Origin of the sequence: Pseudomonas sp. NPDC079367, assembly GCF_044542195.1 — a bacterium.
In the GTDB taxonomy this organism is placed as follows: Bacteria; Pseudomonadota; Gammaproteobacteria; order Pseudomonadales; family Pseudomonadaceae; genus Aquipseudomonas.
Genome location: NZ_JBITTW010000006.1, coordinates 128,361 through 150,038 on the forward strand (window position 1 = coordinate 128,361; position 21,678 = coordinate 150,038).

18 protein-coding genes are annotated in these 21,678 nt (G+C 61.1%); 10 read left to right on the plus strand and 8 right to left on the minus strand.

From position 1 onward, the window contains the following. Nucleotides 1-7: 7 nt before the first annotated feature. The 6 genes from ACIGDJ_RS09610 to aspA form a co-directional block, all read right to left on the minus strand. The gene (locus ACIGDJ_RS09610) at nucleotides 8-1,102 is read right to left on the minus strand and encodes a polyamine ABC transporter substrate-binding protein (RefSeq protein ID WP_397478679.1); all 1,095 of its coding nucleotides are present in this window, start codon (nucleotides 1,100-1,102) and stop codon (nucleotides 8-10) included. Next, nucleotides 1,099-2,124: a histone deacetylase family protein gene (locus ACIGDJ_RS09615; RefSeq protein WP_101161768.1), complete on the minus strand. Its 1,026-nt coding sequence runs from the start codon at nucleotides 2,122-2,124 to the stop codon at nucleotides 1,099-1,101. The genes ACIGDJ_RS09610 and ACIGDJ_RS09615 overlap by 4 nt, the downstream gene beginning before the upstream one ends. A 204-nt stretch (nucleotides 2,125-2,328) precedes the next feature. Then, nucleotides 2,329-3,321, minus strand: coding sequence for an AraC family transcriptional regulator (locus ACIGDJ_RS09620; RefSeq protein ID WP_313000087.1), 993 nt, complete (start codon nucleotides 3,319-3,321; stop codon nucleotides 2,329-2,331). Nucleotides 3,322-3,523: 202 nt separating this feature from the next. Further along, on the minus strand, nucleotides 3,524-4,528 hold the full coding sequence (locus ACIGDJ_RS09625; protein ID WP_101161764.1) for an asparaginase: 1,005 nt from the start codon (nucleotides 4,526-4,528) through the stop codon (nucleotides 3,524-3,526). 169 nt (nucleotides 4,529-4,697) lie between these two features. Further along, complete coding sequence (locus ACIGDJ_RS09630; protein ID WP_397504543.1) at nucleotides 4,698-6,146, minus strand: alanine/glycine:cation symporter family protein; 1,449 nt, start codon at nucleotides 6,144-6,146, stop codon at nucleotides 4,698-4,700. A 499-nt stretch (nucleotides 6,147-6,645) separates the two neighbouring features. After that, nucleotides 6,646-8,070 (minus strand): aspartate ammonia-lyase, encoded by a 1,425-nt coding sequence (gene aspA / locus ACIGDJ_RS09635; protein ID WP_016772472.1) that lies wholly within the window; start codon nucleotides 8,068-8,070, stop codon nucleotides 6,646-6,648. Between the two features lie 180 nt (nucleotides 8,071-8,250). Between aspA and ACIGDJ_RS09640 the strand changes: the two genes are divergently transcribed. The 5 genes from ACIGDJ_RS09640 (at nucleotide 8,251) to ACIGDJ_RS09660 (ending at nucleotide 12,064) form a co-directional block, all read left to right on the plus strand. Next, the gene (locus tag ACIGDJ_RS09640) at nucleotides 8,251-9,159 is read left to right on the plus strand and encodes a LysR substrate-binding domain-containing protein (RefSeq protein ID WP_397478675.1); all 909 of its coding nucleotides are present in this window, start codon (nucleotides 8,251-8,253) and stop codon (nucleotides 9,157-9,159) included. 333 nt (nucleotides 9,160-9,492) lie between these two features. Then, on the plus strand, nucleotides 9,493-9,984 hold the full coding sequence (gene purE / locus ACIGDJ_RS09645) for a 5-(carboxyamino)imidazole ribonucleotide mutase (RefSeq protein WP_007954291.1): 492 nt from the start codon (nucleotides 9,493-9,495) through the stop codon (nucleotides 9,982-9,984). 10 nt (nucleotides 9,985-9,994) lie between these two features. Then, on the plus strand, nucleotides 9,995-11,077 hold the full coding sequence (locus ACIGDJ_RS09650) for a 5-(carboxyamino)imidazole ribonucleotide synthase (protein WP_101161758.1): 1,083 nt from the start codon (nucleotides 9,995-9,997) through the stop codon (nucleotides 11,075-11,077). 111 nt (nucleotides 11,078-11,188) lie between these two features. After that, nucleotides 11,189-11,434, plus strand: a complete 246-nt coding sequence (locus ACIGDJ_RS09655) for a GlsB/YeaQ/YmgE family stress response membrane protein (RefSeq protein WP_016772475.1) — start codon at nucleotides 11,189-11,191, stop codon at nucleotides 11,432-11,434. Nucleotides 11,435-11,527: 93 nt separating this feature from the next. Further along, nucleotides 11,528-12,064: a DUF3299 domain-containing protein gene (locus tag ACIGDJ_RS09660; RefSeq protein WP_397478674.1), complete on the plus strand. Its 537-nt coding sequence runs from the start codon at nucleotides 11,528-11,530 to the stop codon at nucleotides 12,062-12,064. Nucleotides 12,065-12,149: 85 nt separating this feature from the next. On the opposite strand, the gene ACIGDJ_RS09665 is transcribed toward ACIGDJ_RS09660, so the two are convergent. Both ACIGDJ_RS09665 and ACIGDJ_RS09670 read right to left on the minus strand, forming a co-directional pair. After that, nucleotides 12,150-13,049 carry a D-hexose-6-phosphate mutarotase gene (locus ACIGDJ_RS09665; protein WP_397478673.1) on the minus strand — a complete coding sequence of 300 codons (900 nt, stop codon included), beginning with the start codon at nucleotides 13,047-13,049 and terminating at the stop codon, nucleotides 12,150-12,152. Nucleotides 13,050-13,106: 57 nt separating this feature from the next. After that, nucleotides 13,107-13,511: an acyl-CoA thioesterase gene (locus ACIGDJ_RS09670; RefSeq protein ID WP_003229628.1), complete on the minus strand. Its 405-nt coding sequence runs from the start codon at nucleotides 13,509-13,511 to the stop codon at nucleotides 13,107-13,109. A 377-nt stretch (nucleotides 13,512-13,888) separates the two neighbouring features. Here ACIGDJ_RS09670 and ACIGDJ_RS09675 point away from each other — a divergent pair, with 377 nt between their 5' ends. The 5 genes from ACIGDJ_RS09675 (at nucleotide 13,889) to pstB (ending at nucleotide 21,657) form a co-directional block, all read left to right on the plus strand. After that, nucleotides 13,889-15,187 carry an MFS transporter gene (locus tag ACIGDJ_RS09675; protein ID WP_101161753.1) on the plus strand — a complete coding sequence of 433 codons (1,299 nt, stop codon included), beginning with the start codon at nucleotides 13,889-13,891 and terminating at the stop codon, nucleotides 15,185-15,187. Between the two features lie 251 nt (nucleotides 15,188-15,438). Further along, nucleotides 15,439-16,437 carry a phosphate ABC transporter substrate-binding protein PstS gene (locus ACIGDJ_RS09680; protein WP_101161751.1) on the plus strand — a complete coding sequence of 333 codons (999 nt, stop codon included), beginning with the start codon at nucleotides 15,439-15,441 and terminating at the stop codon, nucleotides 16,435-16,437. A 504-nt stretch (nucleotides 16,438-16,941) separates the two neighbouring features. Beyond that, the gene (locus tag ACIGDJ_RS09685; protein ID WP_397504544.1) at nucleotides 16,942-18,975 is read left to right on the plus strand and encodes an ABC transporter permease subunit; all 2,034 of its coding nucleotides are present in this window, start codon (nucleotides 16,942-16,944) and stop codon (nucleotides 18,973-18,975) included. A gap of 16 nt (nucleotides 18,976-18,991) precedes the next feature. After that, nucleotides 18,992-20,662: a phosphate ABC transporter permease PstA gene (gene pstA, locus ACIGDJ_RS09690; protein ID WP_101161747.1), complete on the plus strand. Its 1,671-nt coding sequence runs from the start codon at nucleotides 18,992-18,994 to the stop codon at nucleotides 20,660-20,662. A gap of 161 nt (nucleotides 20,663-20,823) precedes the next feature. Continuing rightward, the gene (gene pstB / locus ACIGDJ_RS09695) at nucleotides 20,824-21,657 is read left to right on the plus strand and encodes a phosphate ABC transporter ATP-binding protein PstB (RefSeq protein ID WP_101161745.1); all 834 of its coding nucleotides are present in this window, start codon (nucleotides 20,824-20,826) and stop codon (nucleotides 21,655-21,657) included. The last annotated feature ends 21 nt before the right edge of the window (nucleotides 21,658-21,678 follow it).

The following is a 21,678-nucleotide window of genomic DNA, read 5'->3' on the forward strand; positions in this document are numbered from 1 at the left end:
CGTGGTTTCACGTCCCCGATTTGATTTTGGTCCAGGCCCGCGTCCGCGCGCGTTCGGCGTCCCGCGGCAGCGGTTGCAAGGTGTAGAGCGTGCTCATTGCCGCATCGGTCGGGTACAGGTTCGGGTTGTTGCGAATGGCCGGATCGACCAGGCCGGTGGCGTCCTTGTTCGGGTTGGGGTAGCCGACAAAATCGCTGACCGGGGCGATCACCGCAGGTTGCAGCAGATAGTTGATGAAGGTGTAGGCGTCCTCGGTGTTTCTCGCGCCTTTGGGAATGGCGAGCATGTCGAACCAGATCGGCGCGCCTTCCTTCGGCAGGCGCATGTCGACCACGACACCGTTTTTCGCTTCCTTGGCGCGGTTGGCTGCTTGCGAGAAGCTGCCGGAATAACCGACAGCCACGCAGATGTCGCCGTTGGCGATGTCGGCCATGTATTTGGAGGAATGGAAGTACGTCACATAGGGGCGGATCTTCAGCAGCAGCGCTTCAGCCTTGGCGTAATCCGCCGGCTTCTTGCTGTTGGGGTCCAGACCCAGGTGTTGCAGGGCCAGCGGCAGAATCTCCGACGGCGAGTCGAGCAGGGCGACGCCGCACTGCTTGAGCTTGCTGATGTTCTCTTCCTTGAAGATCAGGTCCCAACTGTCCACCGGCGCGTTGTCGCCCAGAGCTGCTTTGATCCTGGCGGGGTTGAAGCCGATCAGGATGGTGCCGTACATGTATGGCACGGCAAATTTATTGCCCGGGTCATTGGCCTCGATCAGTTTCATCAGTTTCGGATCGAGGTGATTCCAGTTCGGCAGCTTGCTGCGATCCAGCGGCTGAAATACCCCGGCCTCGATCTGTTTGGCGAGAAACACGTTGGACGGCACCACCACGTCATAGCCGGAATTGCCGGTGAGCAACTTGGCCTCGAGTGCTTCGTTGGTGTCGAAGATGTCGTAGATCAGTTTGGTCTGGCTGTTCTGTGCCTTGAAGTCTTCCAGGGCCTTGGGCGTGATGTAGTCGAACCAGTTATAGACGCGCAGCGTGCGTTCTTCGGCGTGGGCGCCAACGCTCAGCAGGGCCGCGCACAGCGCCGAGGCGATCAGTCGCTTTTTCATTGTTCAAAACCTTCCAGCACGTTCACTGCGTTGATGCCGATTTCTTCTACCGCGTAGCCACCTTCCATGACGAACAGGGTCGGCTTGCCGAGGGCAGCGATGCGTTTGCCCATGGCCAGGTAATCCGGGCTGTCGAGTTTGAACTGCGAGATCGGGTCGTCCTTGAATGTGTCGACACCGAGCGAGACGACGATGATGTCCGCGCCGTAGCGGTCAATTTCGTCGCAGGCCTGGTCCAGCGCCGCGCTCCACACATCCCAGCCGGAGCCGGCCGGCAGCGGATAGTTGAAATTGAACCCTTCACCGGCACCTTCGCCACGCTCATCGTCATAGCCGAGAAAGAACGGAAACTCCGCTTCCGGATGGCCGTGGATCGAAGTGAAGAGTACGTCGCTGCGCTCGTAGAAAATCGACTGAGTGCCGTTGCCGTGGTGGTAATCGACGTCGAGAATGGCGACTTTCTGGTGGCCCTGATCGAGGAACGCTTGCGCGGCGATGGCGGCGTTGTTGAGGTAGCAATAACCACCCATCAAATCGCTGGCGGCGTGATGTCCCGGTGGGCGGCACAACGCGAAGGCCGCGCGTGCGCCACGCTGGATTTCTGCTTGCGCGGTAAGCGCCACTTGCGCCGCGCTGTAGGCCGCTTGCCAAGTGCCGGCGGTGATCGGCGCGCCGCCATCGAAGCTGTAGTAACCGAGCTGACCATGCAGGCTGGTCGGTTTTATCGCACGCAGGGTGCGCGCCGGCCAGGTGTAGGGCAGCAAATCGCCGTCGGTGTTGAACTCCGTCCAGCGATCCCAGGCGCCCTTGAAAAATTCCAGATAGTCGCGGCTGTGAATGCGCGCGATCGGTTCCAGGCCGAAATCCTTCGGCGCTTCGACCGCACCGAGGTTTTGCTTCTGCACGCGTTGCAGCACATGGTCGGCACGCGACGGCATCTCGAAGCACGGTTTGAGCTGGCCATCGATAAGTTCGCAGCGGCCATGGTGCAAGTGGTGATCGTCTGAGTAGATCGTCAGCATTTGTTGTTCTCCGCAAGGCTGATTCGGTGATCTTCAGTGTTGCGGCGCGGGGCAGATCGGGAAACGTTGTGAGCGGCCAAAAGGGGATCGATGTGGCCAAAACCTCTGACCGAAATTCGCCCCTCACAATCAAAAGATCGCAGCCTTCGGCAGCTCCTGCGGGATTGGTACAGGAGCTGCCGAAGGCTGCGATCTTTTGATTTATCAGGCTCTGAACTGACTCGGCGCCACGCCGCTCCAGCGCACAAACGCATGGCGGAAACTCGCGGTTTCGCTGAAGCCCAGCGTTTCGGCAATCCGATAGATCGGCAACTGATCCTCACACAACATCTGCTTGGCTCGCTCGAAGCGCAGTTCATCGAGCAGTTCCTGATAACTGCTGCCCATGTCTTTCAAATGCCGGCGCAAGGTGCGCGGTGAGCACTTCATCTGCTGCGCCAGACCTTCAAGTCCAGGCGCAGCGTTCAACTGCGCGCTGAGCAGCTGACGAATACGGCCCAGCCAGGCCTGACGTCCGGTGAACTCCAGATTTTGCTTGCGGCAGCGCTCGGCCATGGCCTGATGGGTGATCGCGTCGGCCAGCGGCAGCGGCTGATCGAGCCAGTGACGGTCGAAGGCGAAGGCGTTGTGCCTGGCCGAAAAGTGCAGCGGCGAGTGGAAGGGTACGGCGTAGCTGGCGCGGTAGTCCGGTGCGGCATGTTCGAAGCGCGTGGCGCGCAGCGGCAGCGCATGGCCGAGCAAGTCGTCGCAGATGACTTTCAATGAGACCAGACAGAATTCGGCATTGAACACCGCCATCGCCGGGCTTTCGCGATAGTCGGCGGCGACGAACCAGACCTGCTCGCCATCGTCTTCCAGGCTCAGTTCGAACAGCGTGCCCAACAGCGCCGGATAGCGGATCGCCAGACGCAAAGCGTCACCGAAGGTGGCACAGGTCAGCAGGGCGTAACCGAGCATGCCGTAACAGGACACGTGCATGCGTCGGCCCAGCTCAAGGCCGATGTCACGCTTGAGCGCGACCGCGTTGGTGCAGACCTGCATCTCCTGATGGGTGGTGATGCGCGTATCGGCCCGCTGCAGATCCGCCGCAACAATGCCGCTGCCAGCCAGCAACGCCTCGCTCGACAGGCCTTCGGCCTTGAACGTGTTGAGGATCAGCGAAACCGCATTGAGGGTAGTGAGGTGGGAGTGGAGCATGGGATCTTCCAGCCTGGAGGTGGCTGGCATGCAGCAATTTATATGCCGTACGCAGATCAAAATGTGGGAGCAATTTATATGCCGTACGCAGATCAAAATGTGGGAGCGGGCTTGCTCGCGAATGCGTCGTGTCAGTCGACATCGCCTTATCTGACACGCTGCCTTCGCGAGCAACCCCGCTCCCACAGAATCTTGCGTTGTGTCAGACCAACTCGCCGCACAGATCGAGTTCAATCAGCCGGCGCACTTCAGCATTTGCCAGCCCGGCACCGAGCAACCCATGCAACTTGCCGAACGCCGCTTCTCGCGTCATGCCGCCACCAGACAACACCCCAACACCGCGCAAACGGCTGCCCGCCTCATACACGTCCAGCTCAACCCCACCTTCATGGCACTGCGTAACCGCAACCACCACCACGCCGTTATCCCGTGCGCGGCCAAGGCTGGCGAGGAATTGCGGGTTGTCGCTCGGCCCGGTCCCGCTGCCGTAGCATTCCAGCACGAGGCCTTGAATGCCGCTGTCGAACAGGCTGTCGAGGGTCTCGGCGCTGATGCCGGGAAACAGCGGCAACACCGCGACTTTCGCCAGTTGCCTGGGCTGGTTGTAGCTCAGCGCGAGGGGAATCGACGGCGCCTTCACTCCACCGCCCTGACGCTCCAGACGTTTGAACGGATGGCGGCCGAAGCTGCGCACTTTCGCGCAGCGGGTCGGCGCCAGCAGTTCGCCGTGGAAGTACAGGTGCACGCCCGGCGCCAGGCCTTGGCCGAGGGCGACCAGCGCGCCGCCGAGGTTTTCCCAGGCATCGCTGTCGGTCACACCCGCCGGCAGCATCGAGCCGGTGAAACACACGCGGGCATGCAGGCCGAGCAGTTGGAAACTCATCGCCGCCGCACTGTACGCGAGCGTGTCGGTGCCGTGCAGAATCAGCACGCTGTCGCAGCCTTGCACATCCACGGCATCGACAACCGCCTCGCGCAGTTGCTGCCAGTAGGCGGGCGCCATGTTGGCGCTGTCGATCAGCGGCGACATTTCCCGAAATTGCCACTGCGGCACTACCAGCTCAGGCTGGCTGTGCAGGTAGTCGCGCATCCGCGCTTCGAAACCGGACGCCGGAGCCAGCCCGTTGGCGCTGGCCTGCATGCCGATGGTGCCACCGGTGTAAAGCACCATGACCTGTTGAGCGGCGGGATAGGAATTGGCAATCATCTGAGGTCTCCACAAGAGATGACACGTGGGAGCGGGCTTGCTCGCGAAAGCGGTGGGTCAGCTAAAGATATTTCCACTGATTCACCGTATTCGCGAGCAAGCCCGCTCGCACAGGTATTGCATCGCACTGTAACTGACGGGCGCAGGGGATGCGCCCGTCATTCACCTGTCAGCGTTGCGCTGCAGGGACGCCTTGCGGCGCAGTTTCGGTCTGACCCGCAGCTGCTGGCGGATTGACCGGCCAGGCATTGCGATCCAGATCCAGATCGGCGAATTTGCTGGAATCGAACACGGGCTGTTTGACGCCGGCGCGACGCTGCTCATCGTAGTCGCGCATGACGCGCAGGCCGACCTTGAACAGCATGGCCAGAGCCACCAGGTTGACGAAGGCCAGGCAGGTCATGGTGATGTCAGCGAAGGCGAACACCGTCGTCAGATCCTGCATCGAACCCCACACCACCAGCGCCAGCACCAGAGCGCGGAAAACCATCAGCGCGGCGCGGTTGCGGGTCAGGAACTGCAAGCTGTTCTCGCCCAGATAGTAGTTGTAGAGGATGCAGGTGAAGACGAACAGCGACAGCGCGACGCTGACGAACATGCGACCCCAGTCACCCACCACGGCGGCCAGCGAGTTCTGGGTCAGGACGATGCCGTCACCCTCGAAGCCCGGGGTGTAGAAGCCCGACAGCAGGATCAGCAGCGCGGTGCAGGTGCAGATCACGAAGGTGTCGAGGAACACACTGAAAGCCTGGACCACGCCCTGCGCGCCCGGGTGCTTGACGGCCGCTACGGCGGCGACGTTCGGCGCACTGCCCAGGCCTGCTTCGTTGGCGAACACTCCACGCTTCACGCCCATGACAATGGCGCTGCCGAGCAGGCCGGCGAAGGCCGGGTCAAGGCCGAAGGCGCTCTTGAAGATGGTTTCCAGCATGGCCGGTACCTGTTCGATCTGGGTGCCGATCACGTACAGGGTCACGCCGATATAGGCCAGGGTCTTGATGGGTACCAGCAGGTCGGAGACCGAAGCGATGCGCTTGATGCCACCGATAAAGGTGATGGCCAGCAGCACCGCCAGGACGATACCGGTGTGTCGTGGATCGAACTCAAAGGCGTTCTGCAGCGAATGCGTCACGGTGTAGGACTGCAGGCCAATGAAGGCGAAGCCGTAGGTGACCAGCAACAGAATGGAGAAAACCACCGCCATGCCTTTGAGCTTCAGCCCGTGCTGGATGTAGTAGGCCGGGCCGCCACGGTACAGGCCATCGCCATCGGCGCGCTTGTAGACCTGGGCCAGGGTGCACTCGAAGAAGCTGCTGGACATGCCGACCAGTGCGGTCACCCACATCCAGAACACCGCACCCGGACCACCGAGGGTCAGGGCGATGCCGACACCGGCGATGTTGCCTGCTCCGACGCGGCCGGCGAGTCTGATCATCATGGCCTGGAAGGAGCTGAGCTGCCCGGCGCTGCCTTTGAGGCTGTCGCGGAACACCGCGAACATGTGGAAGAAGTGGCGCAGTTGAACGAAACGCGAGCGAATCGTGAAGTAGCTACCGAGCCCGACAATGAGCACGATCAGTACTTTCCCTGAGAGGAAGTCGTTGATGACTTCGAGCATGGATTTTGCCTCGCTGTTTTTTGTGGGTGCAAATGCTGGATCGGAGAAACATCGTGTTACACCGGTCTGCGCGCGGCACGACGGGCGAGGCGAAGGTTTCGTCCCGGATCCATATCGCGGGTTTTGTTATTAGTTCGGGTTTCGCATGGGTTGTGGCCTCGTTACCGACGACCGCTCACGCGAAGAGGGGCGGCACTATACCGATCAGTGACGCGCCCGTCTGCACGGTAGTGGTGCAAGCGACGAAACGAGGGTGCTGCAAGATCAAAAGATCGTCCGATCGCGGCCCGAGCCTTCGGCAGCTCCTACAGGTGTACGCCAATCACTGTAGGAGCTGCCGAAGGCTGCGATCTTGGCGGTATCAAATACACAAAACATTTAACGTCCTGCCGCAAAGAAGTTAAAAAAAAGGGCTCGGGGACAAAATCCCCAAGCCCTCAAAAGGTGAGAGGTGTCTAGTCCCTCGACCTGGTGAGCGGTGCTACAAGTTCGCGTCGGCTCAGGCTTTGAGCGGAACCAGACGCGGGGCAATCATGTTTTCCGGGCGCAGGATGTCGGCGAGCATGGCTTCGTCGAGCAGACCTTCTTCGCGCACCAGTTCCAGCACGCCGCGGCCGCTTTCAAGGGCGATACGGGCGATGCGGGTGGCGTTTTTGTAGCCGATGTACGGGTTCAGTGCGGTGACCAGACCGATCGAATGCTCGACCAGTTCGCGGCAGCGCGCTTCGTTGGCGGTGATGCCGACGATGCAGTGCTCGCGCAGCATGTCCATGGCGCGTTGCAGCAGGCGGATCGAATCGAGGATCTTGAAGGCGATCAGCGGCTCCATCACGTTCAGTTGCAGCTGGCCGCCTTCGGCTGCCATGGTCAGCGCCAAGTCGTTACCGATGACCTGGAACGCGACCTGGTTCACGGCTTCCGGGATCACCGGGTTGACCTTGCCGGGCATGATCGAGCTGCCTGGCTGGCGCGCCGGCAGGTTGATTTCATTGATGCCGGTGCGTGGGCCGCTGGACAGCAGGCGCAGGTCGTTGCAGATCTTCGACAGCTTGACCGCGGTGCGCTTGAGCATGCCGGAGAACAGCACGAAGGCGCCCATGTCGGAGGTCGCTTCGATCAGGTCGGCGGCCGGTACCAGCGGTTGGCCGCTGATCAAAGCCAGACGTTGAACAGCCAGCGCCTGATAGCGCGGGTCGGCGTTGATGCCGGTGCCGATGGCGGTGCCGCCGAGGTTGACTTCGGTCAGCAGCTCCGGGGCCAGCGTTTTCAAGCGCGCCAGATCTTCGCCCATGGTGGTGGCGAACGCGCGAAATTCCTGGCCGAGGGTCATCGGCACGGCGTCTTGCAGCTGGGTACGGCCCATTTTCAGGACGTGGTCGAACTCTTTGCCCTTGGCCGCGAACGCCTGAATCAGGCTGTCGAGGCTGGCCAGCAGCGCGTCGTGACCCAGCAGCAGACCCAGACGGATCGCCGTCGGGTAAGCGTCGTTGGTCGACTGCGCCATGTTCACGTCATCGTTCGGGTGCAGGTACTGGTATTCGCCTTTCTCGTGACCCATCGCTTCGAGCGCAATGTTGGCGATCACTTCGTTGGCATTCATGTTGGTGGAAGTGCCGGCGCCACCTTGAATCATGTCGACCACGAACTCTTCGTGGTAATCGCCGCGGATCAATCGCGCACAGGCTTCGCTGATGGCAGCGTGCTTGGCTTCGCTCAGGTGACCCAGCTCGCGGTTGGCGTCAGCGGCGGCCTGTTTGACCATCGCCAGGCCCACAACCAGTTTCGGGTAATGCGAAATCGGAACGCCCGAGAGGCGGAAGTTGTTCACCGCTCGCAGGGTCTGGATGCCGTAATACGCATGGGCCGGTACTTCGAGGGCGCCAAGCAGGTCGGTTTCTGTGCGGAAAGATGCAGCGGAGGACATGATAGAAATCATCTCGATAAGGACCCGGTCTGTGCCGGAACGCTGCGAATGCTAGGCTTGTGGGGATTTTTGGGCCAATGCTGTTCAGCACTGCCCTATGCACATTCGGCATAATGCCCATGTGACGCCGCTTGCGCGGCAGACGTGTGACCTGTTTTGGTGCGTGTCCGGGAGGACGTGATGAATCTGGAAAGCAAATGGCTCGAGGACTTCAGTGCCCTGGCCGCCACTCGCAGCTTTTCGCAGGCGGCCGAACGGCGCTTCGTGACCCAGCCGGCGTTCAGTCGGCGGATCCGCAGCCTCGAAGCCGCGCTGGGGCTGACACTGGTCAACCGATCGCGCACGCCGGTCGAACTGACGGCGGCGGGGCAGTTGTTCCTGGTGACCGCGCGCACCGTGGTCGAACAGCTCGGTGAGGTGCTGCGCCATCTGCATCATCTGGAAGGCGGGCAGGGCGAAGTGATGCAAGTTGCTGCGGCGCATTCCCTGGCCCTGGGCTTTTTCCCGCGCTGGATCGCCCAGTTACGCAACGAGGGGCTGAACATCGCCACACGTTTGGTGGCGACCAACGTTGGCGATGCCGTGCATGCGCTGCGCGAAGGTGGCTGCGATCTGATGCTGGCCTTCTACGACCCGGATTCAGCCATGCAGATGGACCCGGAGATCTTCCCGTCGCTGCATCTGGGCCAGACCGAAATGCTGCCGGTGTGCGCGGCGGACCCCGATGGCAAACCATTGTTCGATCTGGAGGGCGAGGCGAGCGTGCCGTTGCTGGCTTACAGCGCCGGTGCGTTTCTCGGACGTTCGGTCAATGGCTTGCTGCGCCAGCGTCAATTGCGCTTCACCACGATCTACGAAACCGCCATGGCCGACAGCCTGAAAAGCATGGCACTGGAGGGCCTGGGCATCGCCTGGGTACCACAACTGAGCGTGCGCGCCGAGTTGGCGCGGGGCGAACTGGTGGTCTGCGGCGGCCCGCAATGGCATGTGCCGCTGGAGATCCGTCTGTACCGCTGCGCGCTGGTGCGCAAGGCCAACGTGCGGTTGCTGTGGCGCAAGCTCGAAGGTGGCGCAGCACAAACCTCCTGACCCACTGCAGAACCAACCGTGGGAGCGGGCTTGCTCGCGAAGGCGGTGTGCCAGATAAATAGAGGCCGACTGACACGACGCTTTCGCGAGCAAGCCCCCTCCCACAGGGGGATTTGTGGTGTTGCGGCGCTGACCTTCAAGTCAATAAAACCGGGCCTTTCGCTGATTTGACGGATGGTCGTTTCGGGGGCTGTTTATTGCTTTCTTTGCGGTATACTGCGCGGCCTTCGGCCGGCACGTCCGGCCATTTTTCGTACAATCAAGCCACGCAACCTGCGTGGCTTGTTGTTTTATGACGCGCCTGCGGGCGCTCCTGAGAGAAGAGGCGCGACGATGAGTGCACTGGTTGGCGTGATCATGGGCTCCAAGTCCGATTGGTCCACCCTTAGCCACACCGCCGATATGCTGGAAAAGCTTGGCATCCCGTACGAGGTCAAAGTGGTCTCCGCCCACCGCACCCCGGATCTGCTGTTCCAGTACGCCGAAGAGGCTGAAGGCCGCGGCATCGAGGTGATCATCGCCGGTGCCGGCGGTGCGGCCCACCTGCCAGGCATGTGTGCGGCCAAGACCCACCTGCCGGTACTGGGCGTGCCGGTGCAGTCGGCCATGCTCTCGGGCGTCGATTCGCTGCTGTCGATCGTGCAGATGCCGGCGGGCATTCCGGTCGCCACGCTGGCGATCGGCAAGGCCGGCGCGATCAACGCAGCCTTGCTGTCGGCGAGCATACTCGGCGCCAAGCACCCGCAGTTCCACGCGGTACTGAAAACCTTCCGTGCCGAGCAGACAGACAGCGTCCTGGACAATCCAGACCCACGTATTGCCTGAGGTTGTTTTGATGAAGATCGGTGTAATCGGTGGCGGCCAGTTGGGTCGCATGTTGGCTCTGGCGGGTACTCCGCTGGGCATGAACTTCGCTTTTCTCGACCCTGCGCCTGACGCCTGTGCGGCCGCACTGGGCGAACACCTGCGGGCCGATTACGGCGATCAGGATCATCTGCGCCAACTGGCCGATGAAGTCGATCTGGTGACCTTCGAATTCGAAAGCGTCCCGGCCGAAACCGTGGCGTTTCTTTCGCAATTTGTGCCGGTCTACCCGAGCGCCGAAGCCCTGCGCATTGCTCGTGACCGCTGGTTCGAAAAGAGCATGTTCAAAGACCTCGGCATTCCGACCCCGGCCTTCGCCGACATCCAGTCGCAAGCCGACCTGGATGCCGCTGTCGCTGCGATCGGTCTGCCGGCCGTGCTGAAAACCCGCACCCTGGGTTACGACGGCAAGGGCCAGAAAGTCCTGCGCAAGCCGGAAGACGTGGCCGGTACTTTTGCCGAACTGGGCAGCGTTGCCTGCCTGCTGGAAGGCTTCGTGCCGTTCACCGGCGAGGTGTCGCTGATCGCCGTGCGCGCGCGCGATGGTGAAACGAAGTTCTATCCACTGGTGCACAACACCCACGACAGCGGCATCCTCAAGCTGTCGGTGGCCAGTACCGATCACCCGTTGCAGGCGCTGGCGGAAGATTATTCCAGCCGTGTGCTTAAACACCTCGACTATGTTGGTGTGATGGCTTTCGAGTTCTTCGAAGTCGACGGTGGCCTGAAAGCCAACGAAATCGCCCCGCGCGTGCACAACTCCGGGCACTGGACCACCGAAGGTGCCGAGTGCAGCCAGTTCGAAAACCACCTGCGTGCCGTGGCCGGCCTGCCGCTGGGTTCGACCGCCAAGGTCGGCGAGAGCGCGATGCTCAACTTCATCGGCGTAGTGCCGCCGGTGGAAAAAGTCATCGCCATCGAAGACTGCCATCTGCATCACTACGGCAAAGCTTTCAAGGCCGGACGCAAGGTCGGCCACGCCAACCTGCGTTGCGCCGACATGGCCACGCTGCAGGCGCAGATCATCAAGGTCGAAGCGCTGATCGCCGAGTAAAACAGTTTCATGTGGCAGCGGCGGAACCATTGCGGGGCCGCCGTTCTCTCATGGCAGTATGCGAAAGTCTGACTAGGCTTTGGCATAGCCACTTAATCAGAGGGAAATGTCATGGGAATTATCGGAACCATCTTTATCGGCTTGATCGTCGGCCTGCTGGCTCGGTTCCTGAAACCGGGCGATGACAGCATGGGCTGGATCATGACCATCCTGCTCGGTATCGGCGGTTCGCTGGCGGCCACTTACGGCGGCCAGGCTCTGGGCATCTATCAGGCGGGCGAGGGCGCGGGTTTCCTCGGCGCACTGGTCGGCGCTGTCGTGTTGCTGGTGATCTACGGTCTGATCAAAAAGAACTGATCGAAAGCGACAAAGCCCTCTCGGCCATCGCGGCCGGGAGGGCTAGAATGCGCGGCGACTCACCGTCCATTCCTTTGCCTGCCGAGCACCTTCATGCGCCGTCTTCTGTTGACTCTCCTCTTGCTGGGCAGCTATCTCGCCCACGCCGGCGAACTGCCGGAAACCGACTGGCTGGAACTGATGCCCAAGTCGGACCAAAAGGCCCTCGAGGCCATGCCAGACATCGACCACAACTCTCCCGAAGCCACCGGCACTTTCACCGAGAAGGGCGGGATGAAGCAGGCCAAAGGTCTGCCGGCAGTGATGTATTCGACCAAAACCGTGGCGTCGATGAACGACAAACACATCCGCATCGGTGGTTACCCGGTGCCGTTGGAGTCGGATGCCAAGGGCCGCAGCACGCTGTTCTTCCTCGTACCGTATCCGGGCGCCTGCATCCACGTGCCGCCACCGCCGCCCAATCAACTGGTGCTGGTGCGTTATCCCAAAGGCTTGAAGCTGGACGACATTTACACACCGCTGTGGGTGACCGGCACGCTCAAGGTCGAGAAGGTCAGCAATGACTTGGCTGATGCAGCGTATGCGCTGGAGGCAGACAAGGTGCGGGTCGTGCAGGAGGCTGACCTTTAAAGCAAAAGATCGCAGCCTTCGGCAGCTCCTACAGGGAAAATGCATTCCAAATGCAGGAGCTGCCGAAGGCTGCGATCTTTTGATCTTAAAGCGGTTTGCTGGCGACGCTAACGCCCATGGTATGGCTCGCCCCCGGCGCCAATGTCACCACGTCATCCATCACATTCGCCGTCTCGATGCACAGCATGCGCTGCCAGCCGTCGTTGTCCATGTCGGGCAGTGCAGCGGCGCGGTCGATCCACGGGTTCCAGATCACTGCGGTGCGTGAACCGCTGGACGTCAGCACGATGCGTCGTTCCCAGGTCGGATCAACGATGCTCAGCCGTGGCGGAGCGTCGAGATAGATGCGGTCGGTCTCGCTGCTGAAATGCAGATCTCCGGTCTGGCGGGCCGTGTTCCAGTCATCCAGGGTCTCGATGTAATTCAGCCCGGCGACGCCATCGACATGCACATTGCGCACGTCACTCACGGCGAAATAGGTGTGCAGCGCCTGACTCAGCGTGACGCTGCCAGAACCCCGGTTATGGCTGGTCAGGCTGTAATGCAGTTGATCCGCCAGATGCAGGGTCAGGGTCAGATCGACCTCGTGCGGCCAGCCTGGCAGACCACCTCCTGGACAGGGCAGCTTGAACTCGACCTTGATGCCGTCAGCCGCCGATTCGATATTGCCCAACTGCCAGTCGATCGCCCGCACCAGACCGTGCGCCGGGGCCGGTTGCGCGCCGGTGTACATGGCTTGCACGCTCTGCGGGTTGCGTTCGAATTTGCCGAACCACGGCCAGCACACCGGCACGCCGGCGCGGATGCTTTTGCCGATCTTGAACTCGGCCTTGTCGTTGAGCCAGATGATCGGCGGCTGGCCGTCGACCTGATAACTGAGGATGTGCGCGCCTTGCTGGGCCACCAGCACTTCGGCCTTGCCGTGGCGGATGCGCCAGCAGTTCAGTTCATCCTGTTTCACGGCTTCAACGTTGGGCGTGTTCATGGGCAACTCTCGATCAGACACTGGGGACGACTATCGACCGCAAAACGGCCGCGAGGTTTAACGCGCGCGTGGTGGCACCGAACGGGTGCGACCGCTGCCGTCGATGGCAACGAAGACGAAAACCGCTTCGGTGACCTTGCGCCATTCGCTGGAGAGTGGGTCATCGCTCCACACTTCGACCATCATCTGGATCGAGCTGCGGCCGATTTCCAGGGTCTGGGTATAAAAGGACAACTGCGCGCCGACGGCGACCGGGACGAGAAATGCCATGCGGTCGATGGCGACAGTGGCGACGCGGCCACCGGCGACGCGGCTGGCCATGGCGGTGCCGGCCAGATCCATCTGTGCGACCAGCCAGCCGCCGAAAATATCGCCAAAGCCGTTGGTTTCTCGCGGAAGGGCGGTGATTTGCAGGGCCAGGTCGCCCTGTGGGATCGGATCTTCTTGTTCGAGCTCTATCATGCCGAGGGGCCTCTGACCCGTGACTCTTCGTGGGTATTGCGGGTGGTAGCCGTCTTCAAGAAAAACGATTCAACACCGAACACACTGCGTTCGTCACGTTTTCCATCAGGCGCCTAAAGGGAAACTCTGCGAAAAAGGCTAAATCCCGAGCAAAGGACGGGCCAACAACGTTTTCGCACAGCAACCTCTTACAAACCCTGCGCAGCTGGCGAGTATATCGGTCGATAGACCCCGCGACGACCACCCGGTTCTGATTTTGACCGTCAATTACGCGCCTCTATGTGCTTTTTCGAACAATTTGCTATGGTGCCGAACCTGTCCAAGCCACCGCCAGCGTTGTTGTGGCGACAGATTCGACTATAAGAGAAGCCCTTGCCATGACCACAGCGCCTTCGAGCCTCGCGCAGCCCGAGCAACCCGCACGACCGTTGACCCGCAACGACTACAAGACTCTGTCGCTGTCCGCCCTCGGCGGGGCGCTGGAGTTCTACGATTTCATCATTTTCGTCTTCTTCGCCACCGTGGTCGGCAAGCTGTTCTTCCCGGCCGACATGCCCGAGTGGCTGCGCTTGATGCAGACCTTCGGCATCTTCGCCGCCGGCTATCTGGCGCGTCCTTTGGGCGGCATCGTCATGGCGCACTTCGGCGACCTGCTGGGGCGCAAAAAGATGTTCACCTTGAGCATTTTCATGATGGCCGTGCCCACGTTGATCATGGGCCTGCTGCCAACGTATGCGCAGATCGGCATCTGGGCGCCGATCCTGTTGCTGCTGATGCGCGTGATCCAGGGCGCCGCCATTGGCGGTGAAGTGCCGGGGGCGTGGGTCTTCGTTTCCGAACACGTGCCGCAAAAACACATCGGCTATGCCTGCGGCACGCTCACCAGCGGTTTGACCGCCGGGATCCTGCTTGGCTCGCTGGTCGCCACGGCGATCAACAGCATTTATACGCCTGCGGAAGTTTCCGATTACGCTTGGCGGATTCCGTTCCTGCTTGGCGGTGTGTTCGGTCTGTTCTCGGTGTATCTGCGCCGCTGGCTGCACGAAACTCCGGTGTTCGCTGAGCTGCAACAGCGCAAGGCCCTCGCTGAAGAAGTGCCGCTGCGTGCGGTGCTGCGTGATCATCGCGGCGCGATCGCGATTTCGATGCTGCTGACCTGGCTGCTGTCGGCCGGCGTCGTCGTGGTGATTCTGATGACCCCGACCGTGCTGCAGACGGTGTACCACTTCTCGCCAACGACAGCCTTGCAAGCCAACAGCCTGGCCATCGTCTTCCTCAGCCTCGGCTGCATTGGTGCCGGCGCACTGGCCGATCGTTTCGGCGCTGGTCGCGTATTCGTGTTCGGCTGCCTGGGCCTGCTGATCAGCTCCTGGACTTTCTACCACAGCCTCGCCGACCACCCGGACTGGCTGTTCCCGCTGTACGCACTGACCGGTCTGCTGGTCGGCACGATTGGCGCGGTGCCGTACGTGATGGTCAAGGCGTTCCCGCCGGTGGTGCGCTTCAGCGGCTTGTCATTCTCGTACAACGTCGCATACGCAATATTTGGCGGCTTGACGCCGATGGTGGTGAGCCTGCTGCTGAAGGAAAGCGCGATGGGCCCGGCCTACTATGTTGCGGTGCTGTGTGCGATGGGGATTCTGGTCGGGGCGTGGCTCTGGAAGAAGGGGCGTTGATTTTCTCTCCCGCCTGATCGTTCCCACGCTCCGCGTGGGAATGCATCCTGTGACGCTCCGCGTCACGTCTCAAATGCGGACGCAGAGCGTCCATGGCGGCGTTCCCTCGCAGAGCGTGGGAACGATCTGTTCATCCAGCAAAACCCGATGCTGGCCTTTCATCCAATTGTCATATTTCAGCCATAGAGTGTTCATACGGCCTGCTGATACTTGGCCCCGACTTAACACACCCTATCTGCTAGGAGTAAGGCATGAAACTGAAGCGTTTGATGGCGGCAATGACATTTGTCGCTGCTGGCGTTGCGACTGCCAACGCGTTCGCCGCTGTTGACCCTGCTATCCCGAGCTACACCAAGACCACTGGTGTGTCGGGCAACCTGTCCAGCGTCGGTTCCGATACCCTGGCCAACCTCATGACCCTGTGGGCCGAGAACTACAAGAAAGAATACCCGAACGTCAACATCCAGATTCAGGCCGCTGGCTCCTCCACCGCGCCACCTGCGCTCACCGAAGGCACCGCCAACCTGGGCCCGATGAGCCGCAAGATGAAGGACAACGAACTGCAGGCGTTCGAGCAGAAATACGGCTACAAGCCGACCGCGATTCCGGTTGCCGTGGATGCCCTGGCCGTGTTCGTGCACAAGGACAACCCGATCAAGGGCCTGACCATGGAGCAAGTTGACGCGATCTTCTCGTCCACTCGCCTGTGCGGTGCCAAAACCGACGTGAAAACCTGGGGCGACCTGGGCGTGACCGGCGACCTGGCGAACAAGCCGGTTCAACTGTTTGGTCGTAACTCGGTATCGGGCACTTACGGTTACTTCAAAGAAGAAGCTCTGTGCAAAGGTGACTTCAAGCCAAACGTCAACGAGCAACCAGGTTCGGCCTCGGTCGTACAGTCGATCAGCTCCTCGCTGAACGGCGTTGGCTACTCGGGCATCGGCTATAAGACTGCCAGCGTGAAAACGGTAGCGCTGGCCAAAAAAGGCAGCACTGACTTCATCGAAGACACCGAAGAAAACGCCCTGAACGGCAAGTACCCGCTGTCGCGTTTCCTCTACGTATACGTCAACAAAGCCCCGAACAAGCCTCTGGCCCCGCTGGAAGCCGAGTTCGTGAAGCTGGTGCTGTCGAAACAGGGCCAGGAAGTGGTAGTGAAAGACGGTTACATCCCGTTGCCAGCCAAGGTTGCTGCCAAGGCACTGGCTGACCTCGGTCTGCAGGAAGGCGGCGCTGTCGCCAAAAAGTAACACCTCAGATCCGGGGCAACCCCCCGGATCTGCTGGAACCCTGTAGGAGCTGACGAGTGAAACGAGGCTGCGATCTTTTGATCTGGCCTCTGATCGCAAGATCAAAAGATCGCAGCCTCGGTTCCCTCGACAGCTCCTGCAGAGGTTTCGCAACCTCGAATTCTCGACTCCGCTGCCGGACTTCCGGCTGGCGGATTTGCTGCGTCACTGCATTGTCATCTTTCTGTCATACAGGATCGCTAGGGTGTGCGCATGAATGATCTGGCCAATTCCCCAATGACTACGACTTCCCCTCCCAAGCGCATTGATTTCAATACGCCTGAGCTGCAACGCAAGCGCCGCATTCGCGCGCTCAAGGATCGCTTCACCCGTTGGTACGTCCTCGTTGGCGGCCTGGCGGTGCTGGCTGCCATTACTCTGATCTTCTTCTTCCTCGCCTACGTCGTCGCGCCGCTGTTTCAGGGTGCCGATCTGACCGCGAAAGACTCGATCACCCCGGCCTGGATGCAGGACGCCGGCAAGCCGCTGATGATCTCGCTCGAAGAGCAGAATCAGGTGGCCATGCGCGTGTCCGACAAGGGCCAGGCGCTGTTTTTCGATGTCGACAGTGGCGCTGAGCTCAAGCGCGTCGACCTGCCGTTGCCGACGGGCGCAACCGTAACCTCGATCGGCGAAGATCAGCCAGGTCACCCGCTGGTGGCCGTGGGCTTGTCCAACGGTCAGGCGCTGGTGTTCCGTCACACTTATAAAGTCAGCTACCCCGACGGCAAGAAAACCATCAGCCCGGCCATCGAATATCCGTACGGCGAGACGCCGATCGCGTTGAACGAAAGCGGCGGCGCGCTGGAGCATGTCAGCCTCAACGCCACCGATTCGACCCTGATGCTTGTCGGTTCCACCGGTTCGCAACTCAATGTGCTGTCGCTGACCAGCGAAGAAAACATGATGACCGGCGAAGTCACCAACGAGCAGAAGCGTATCGATCTGCCGCAGATGACCGAGCCTGTGAAAAACATCTTCGTCGACCCGCGCCAGCAGTGGCTGTATGTGGTCAACGGTCGCGCTCAGGCCGACGTGTTCAGCCTTCGCGACAAGAGCCTCAACGGTCGCTATAAACTGCTGGAAAACGCTGACGCCGAAGTCACCGCCACCGGGCAACTGGTCGGCGGCATCTCGTTGATCGTCGGCGACTCCAAGGGTGGTCTGGCCCAGTGGTTCATGGCCCGCGACACTGACGGCGAGCAGCGCCTGAAGCAGATTCGCACGTTCCAGATGGGCACCACGCCAATCGTTGAAATCGCCGCCGAGGAGCGCCGCAAAGGCTTCCTCGCCCTCGACGCCAGCGGCAAGCTCGGCGTGTTCCACAGCACCGCGCACCGCACGCTGCTGGTCGATCAGGTCGTCGAAGGCCAGGGCCTGTTCGGTCTGTCGCCGCGCGCCAACCGGGTCATCGTGGAAGCAGGCGGCAAGCTGCAACCGCTGCTGCTCGACAACCCGCACCCGGAAGTATCGTGGAGCGCGCTGTGGAGCAAAGTCTGGTACGAAAACTACGACGAGCCTAAATACGTCTGGCAGTCGACCGCGGCCAATACCGATTTCGAACCGAAACTGAGCCTGTCGCCGCTGACCTTCGGCACTCTGAAAGCTGCGTTCTACGCCATGCTGCTGGCCGCACCCCTGGCTGTTGCCGCTGCCATTTACACCGCATACTTCATGGCCCCGGGCATGCGTCGCAAGGTCAAGCCGGTAATCGAACTGATGGAAGCGATGCCGACGGTGATCCTCGGTTTCTTCGCCGGTCTTTTCCTCGCGCCGTACGTAGAGGGCCATCTGCCAGGCATCTTCAGCCTGCTGATGTTGCTGCCGATCGGCATCCTCGTGGCCGGTTTCACCTTCAGCCGCCTGCCTGAATCGATCCGCCTGAAAGTCCCGGATGGCTGGGAAAGCGCGCTGCTGATTCCGGTGATCCTGTTTGTGGGCTGGCTGTCGCTGTACATGAGCCCCTTCCTGGAGAACTGGTTCTTTGGCGGTGACATGCGCATGTGGATTTCCCACGACCTGGGCATCACCTACGACCAGCGCAACGCTCTGGTGGTCGGCCTGGCCATGGGTTTTGCGGTAATTCCGAATATCTACTCGATCGCCGAAGACGCCGTGTTCAGCGTGCCCCGCGGTCTGACCCTGGGTTCACTGGCCCTCGGTGCGACGCCGTGGCAGACCATGACTCGCGTGGTGATCCTGACCGCCAGCCCGGGCATCTTCTCGGCGCTGATGATCGGCATGGGCCGCGCAGTCGGCGAAACCATGATCGTGCTGATGGCCACCGGCAACACCCCGGTCATGGAGATGAACCTGTTCGAAGGCCTGCGCACCCTGGCCGCCAACGTCGCGGTGGATATGCCCGAGTCGGAGGTCGGCGGCAGCCACTACCGCGTGCTGTTCCTCTCGGCGCTGGTGCTGCTGTTGTTCACCTTCGTCATGAACACCCTGGCAGAACTGATTCGTCAGCGTCTGCGCAAGAAATACTCGTCGCTTTAAGCAAAGGTAGAAGTCTGTGAAACAGAACTCCCTGAAAGGATGGTTCAAGAGCGGCGCCCCGGGCGTCTGGATCAGCGGTGGCGCGGTGTCCATCGCGGTCATCATGACCATCGGCCTGTTGGCGGTGATCGCGGTGCGCGGTCTCGGTCACTTCTGGCCGGCGGACCTAATCCACGCCCATTACGACGTACCGGGCCAGGCCAATCACCTGGTGATCGGCGAAGTGGTGCAGAAAGAAGAAGTGCCGCGCGCGCGTCTGAAGAGTGCTGGTTTGCCGGTGCCGGATGAAGGCCCGGAATTCATGACCCGCGAGCTGATCAAAGTCGGCAACCGTGACCTGAACGGCAACGACTTCACCTGGATCGTCGGCGAATGGCTGACCGACCAGACCACGCCGCCCGAATTGATGGCCATCGAACGTCGCGAGTGGGGCAACTTCTACGGCTACCTGGTCAACGTCAAACAGGACGGCAAGGTCATCGCTGAAGGCGAAGCCGCATGGCCCGAGCTGCAAGCGCGCATCGATCGTGTGAACGATCTCGCCGCTCAGCTCAAGACGCTGGAAAAAGTCGACATTGGCGCAATCAACGCCGGCCTCGAACGCATCCGTCTGCATGGCCGCAAGCTGGAGCTGGAAGGCAAACTCGACGCCACTGCACAAGCGGACATGGAATCGGAGCGTGCCGAGCTGAACGCGCGCTATCAGGACATCGAAGCACGTCTGTCCGACCTGCATGCACAGTTCAACCGCGACGCCCTGACCGCTCGCGACGCCAACGGCAAAGAGATTGAAATCGGTCTGGGCAAAGTGGTTCACGCCTACCAGCCGAACGCGATGAGCACGTTGACCAAGGTCGGCTTCTACTTCAGCAAGATCTGGGAGTTCCTCTCGGATGACCCGCGTGAAGCGAACACCGAGGGCGGGATCTTCCCGGCGATCTTCGGCACCGTGATGATGACCCTGATCATGGCGATGATCGTGACCCCGTTCGGCGTACTGGCGGCGGTGTACCTGCGTGAATACGCCAAGCAGAACACCCTGACCCGAGTCATTCGCATCGCGGTGAACAACCTCGCCGGCGTACCGGCGATCGTCTACGGCGTGTTCGGTCTGGGCTTCTTCGTTTATGTGCTCGGTGGTTCGGTTGACCGCTTGTTCTTCCCTGAAGCGCTGCCGGCACCGACCTTTGGTACACCGGGTCTGCTGTGGGCCTCGCTGACCCTTGCTCTGCTGGCGGTGCCGGTGGTGATTGTGGCGACCGAGGAAGGTCTGGCGCGCATTCCGCGTACCGTGCGTGAAGGCTCGTTGGCACTGGGCGCGACCAAGGCGGAGACGCTATGGAAGATCGTCATCCCGATGGCCAGCCCGGCAATGATGACCGGCATGATCCTCGCCGTGGCCCGTGCCGCCGGTGAAGTGGCGCCGCTGATGCTGGTGGGCGTGGTGAAACTGGCGCCGTCGCTGCCGGTGGACGGCAACTACCCGTACCTGCACCTGGATCAGAAAATCATGCACCTGGGCTTCCATATCTATGACGTCGGCTTCCAGAGCCCGAACGTCGAAGCAGCCCGCCCGCTGGTGTACGCCACCGCGCTGCTGCTGGTGCTGGTGATCGCGACGTTGAACCTGTCGGCGGTGTATATCCGCAACCACCTGCGCGAGAAGTACAAGGCTTTGGACAGTTGATATCCCTGTGGGAGCGGGCTTGCTCGCGAAGGCGGCGGGTCAGGCGACATTGATGTTGAATGTGCCGACCTCTTCGCGAGCAAGCCCGCTTCCACCCTAGATTGAGTACAGCCGCACCAAGCGGCTACCCGAACCGAATTTGTCAGCACAGGGAGCCTCCCATGCAGCACGAAACACACAGCCACGGCATCAACATGTCTGCCCTGGGCCGCGACAAGCAGAGCCTGAACCTCGAACAGGAAACCGTCGCCATCGAAGTGCCGGGCCTGAGCCTGTACTACGGCGACAAACAAGCACTGTTCGACGTCAGCATGAACATCCCGAAGCAGCGCGTGACCGCGTTCATCGGCCCGTCGGGCTGCGGTAAGTCGACGTTGCTGCGTACCTTCAACCGGATGAACGATCTGGTCGACGGTTGCCGCGTCGAGGGCGCAATCAACCTGTACGGCAACAACATCTATCGCAAGGGCGAAGACGTTGCCGAGCTGCGTCGTCGTGTCGGCATGGTGTTCCAGAAGCCCAACCCGTTTCCGAAGACCATCTACGAAAACGTGGTGTACGGCCTGCGCATCCAGGGCATCAACAAGAAGCGCATTCTCGATGAAGCGGTCGAGTGGGCATTGAAAGGCGCGGCGCTGTGGGACGAGGTCAAGGATCGCCTGCACGATTCGGCTCTCGGCCTGTCCGGTGGTCAGCAACAGCGTCTGGTCATCGCCCGTACCATCGCCGTTGAGCCAGAAGTTTTGCTGCTCGACGAACCGTGCTCGGCACTTGACCCGATCTCGACGCTGAAGGTCGAAGAGTTGATCTACGAGCTGAAATCCAAGTTCACCATCGTCATCGTGACCCACAACATGCAACAGGCGGCACGGGTGTCCGACTACACCGCGTTCATGTACATGGGCAAACTGGTGGAATTCGGCGACACCGATACCCTGTTCACCAATCCGGCGAAGAAGCAGACCGAAGACTACATTACCGGTCGTTATGGCTGACAGTTGCGGGTTATTCACAGA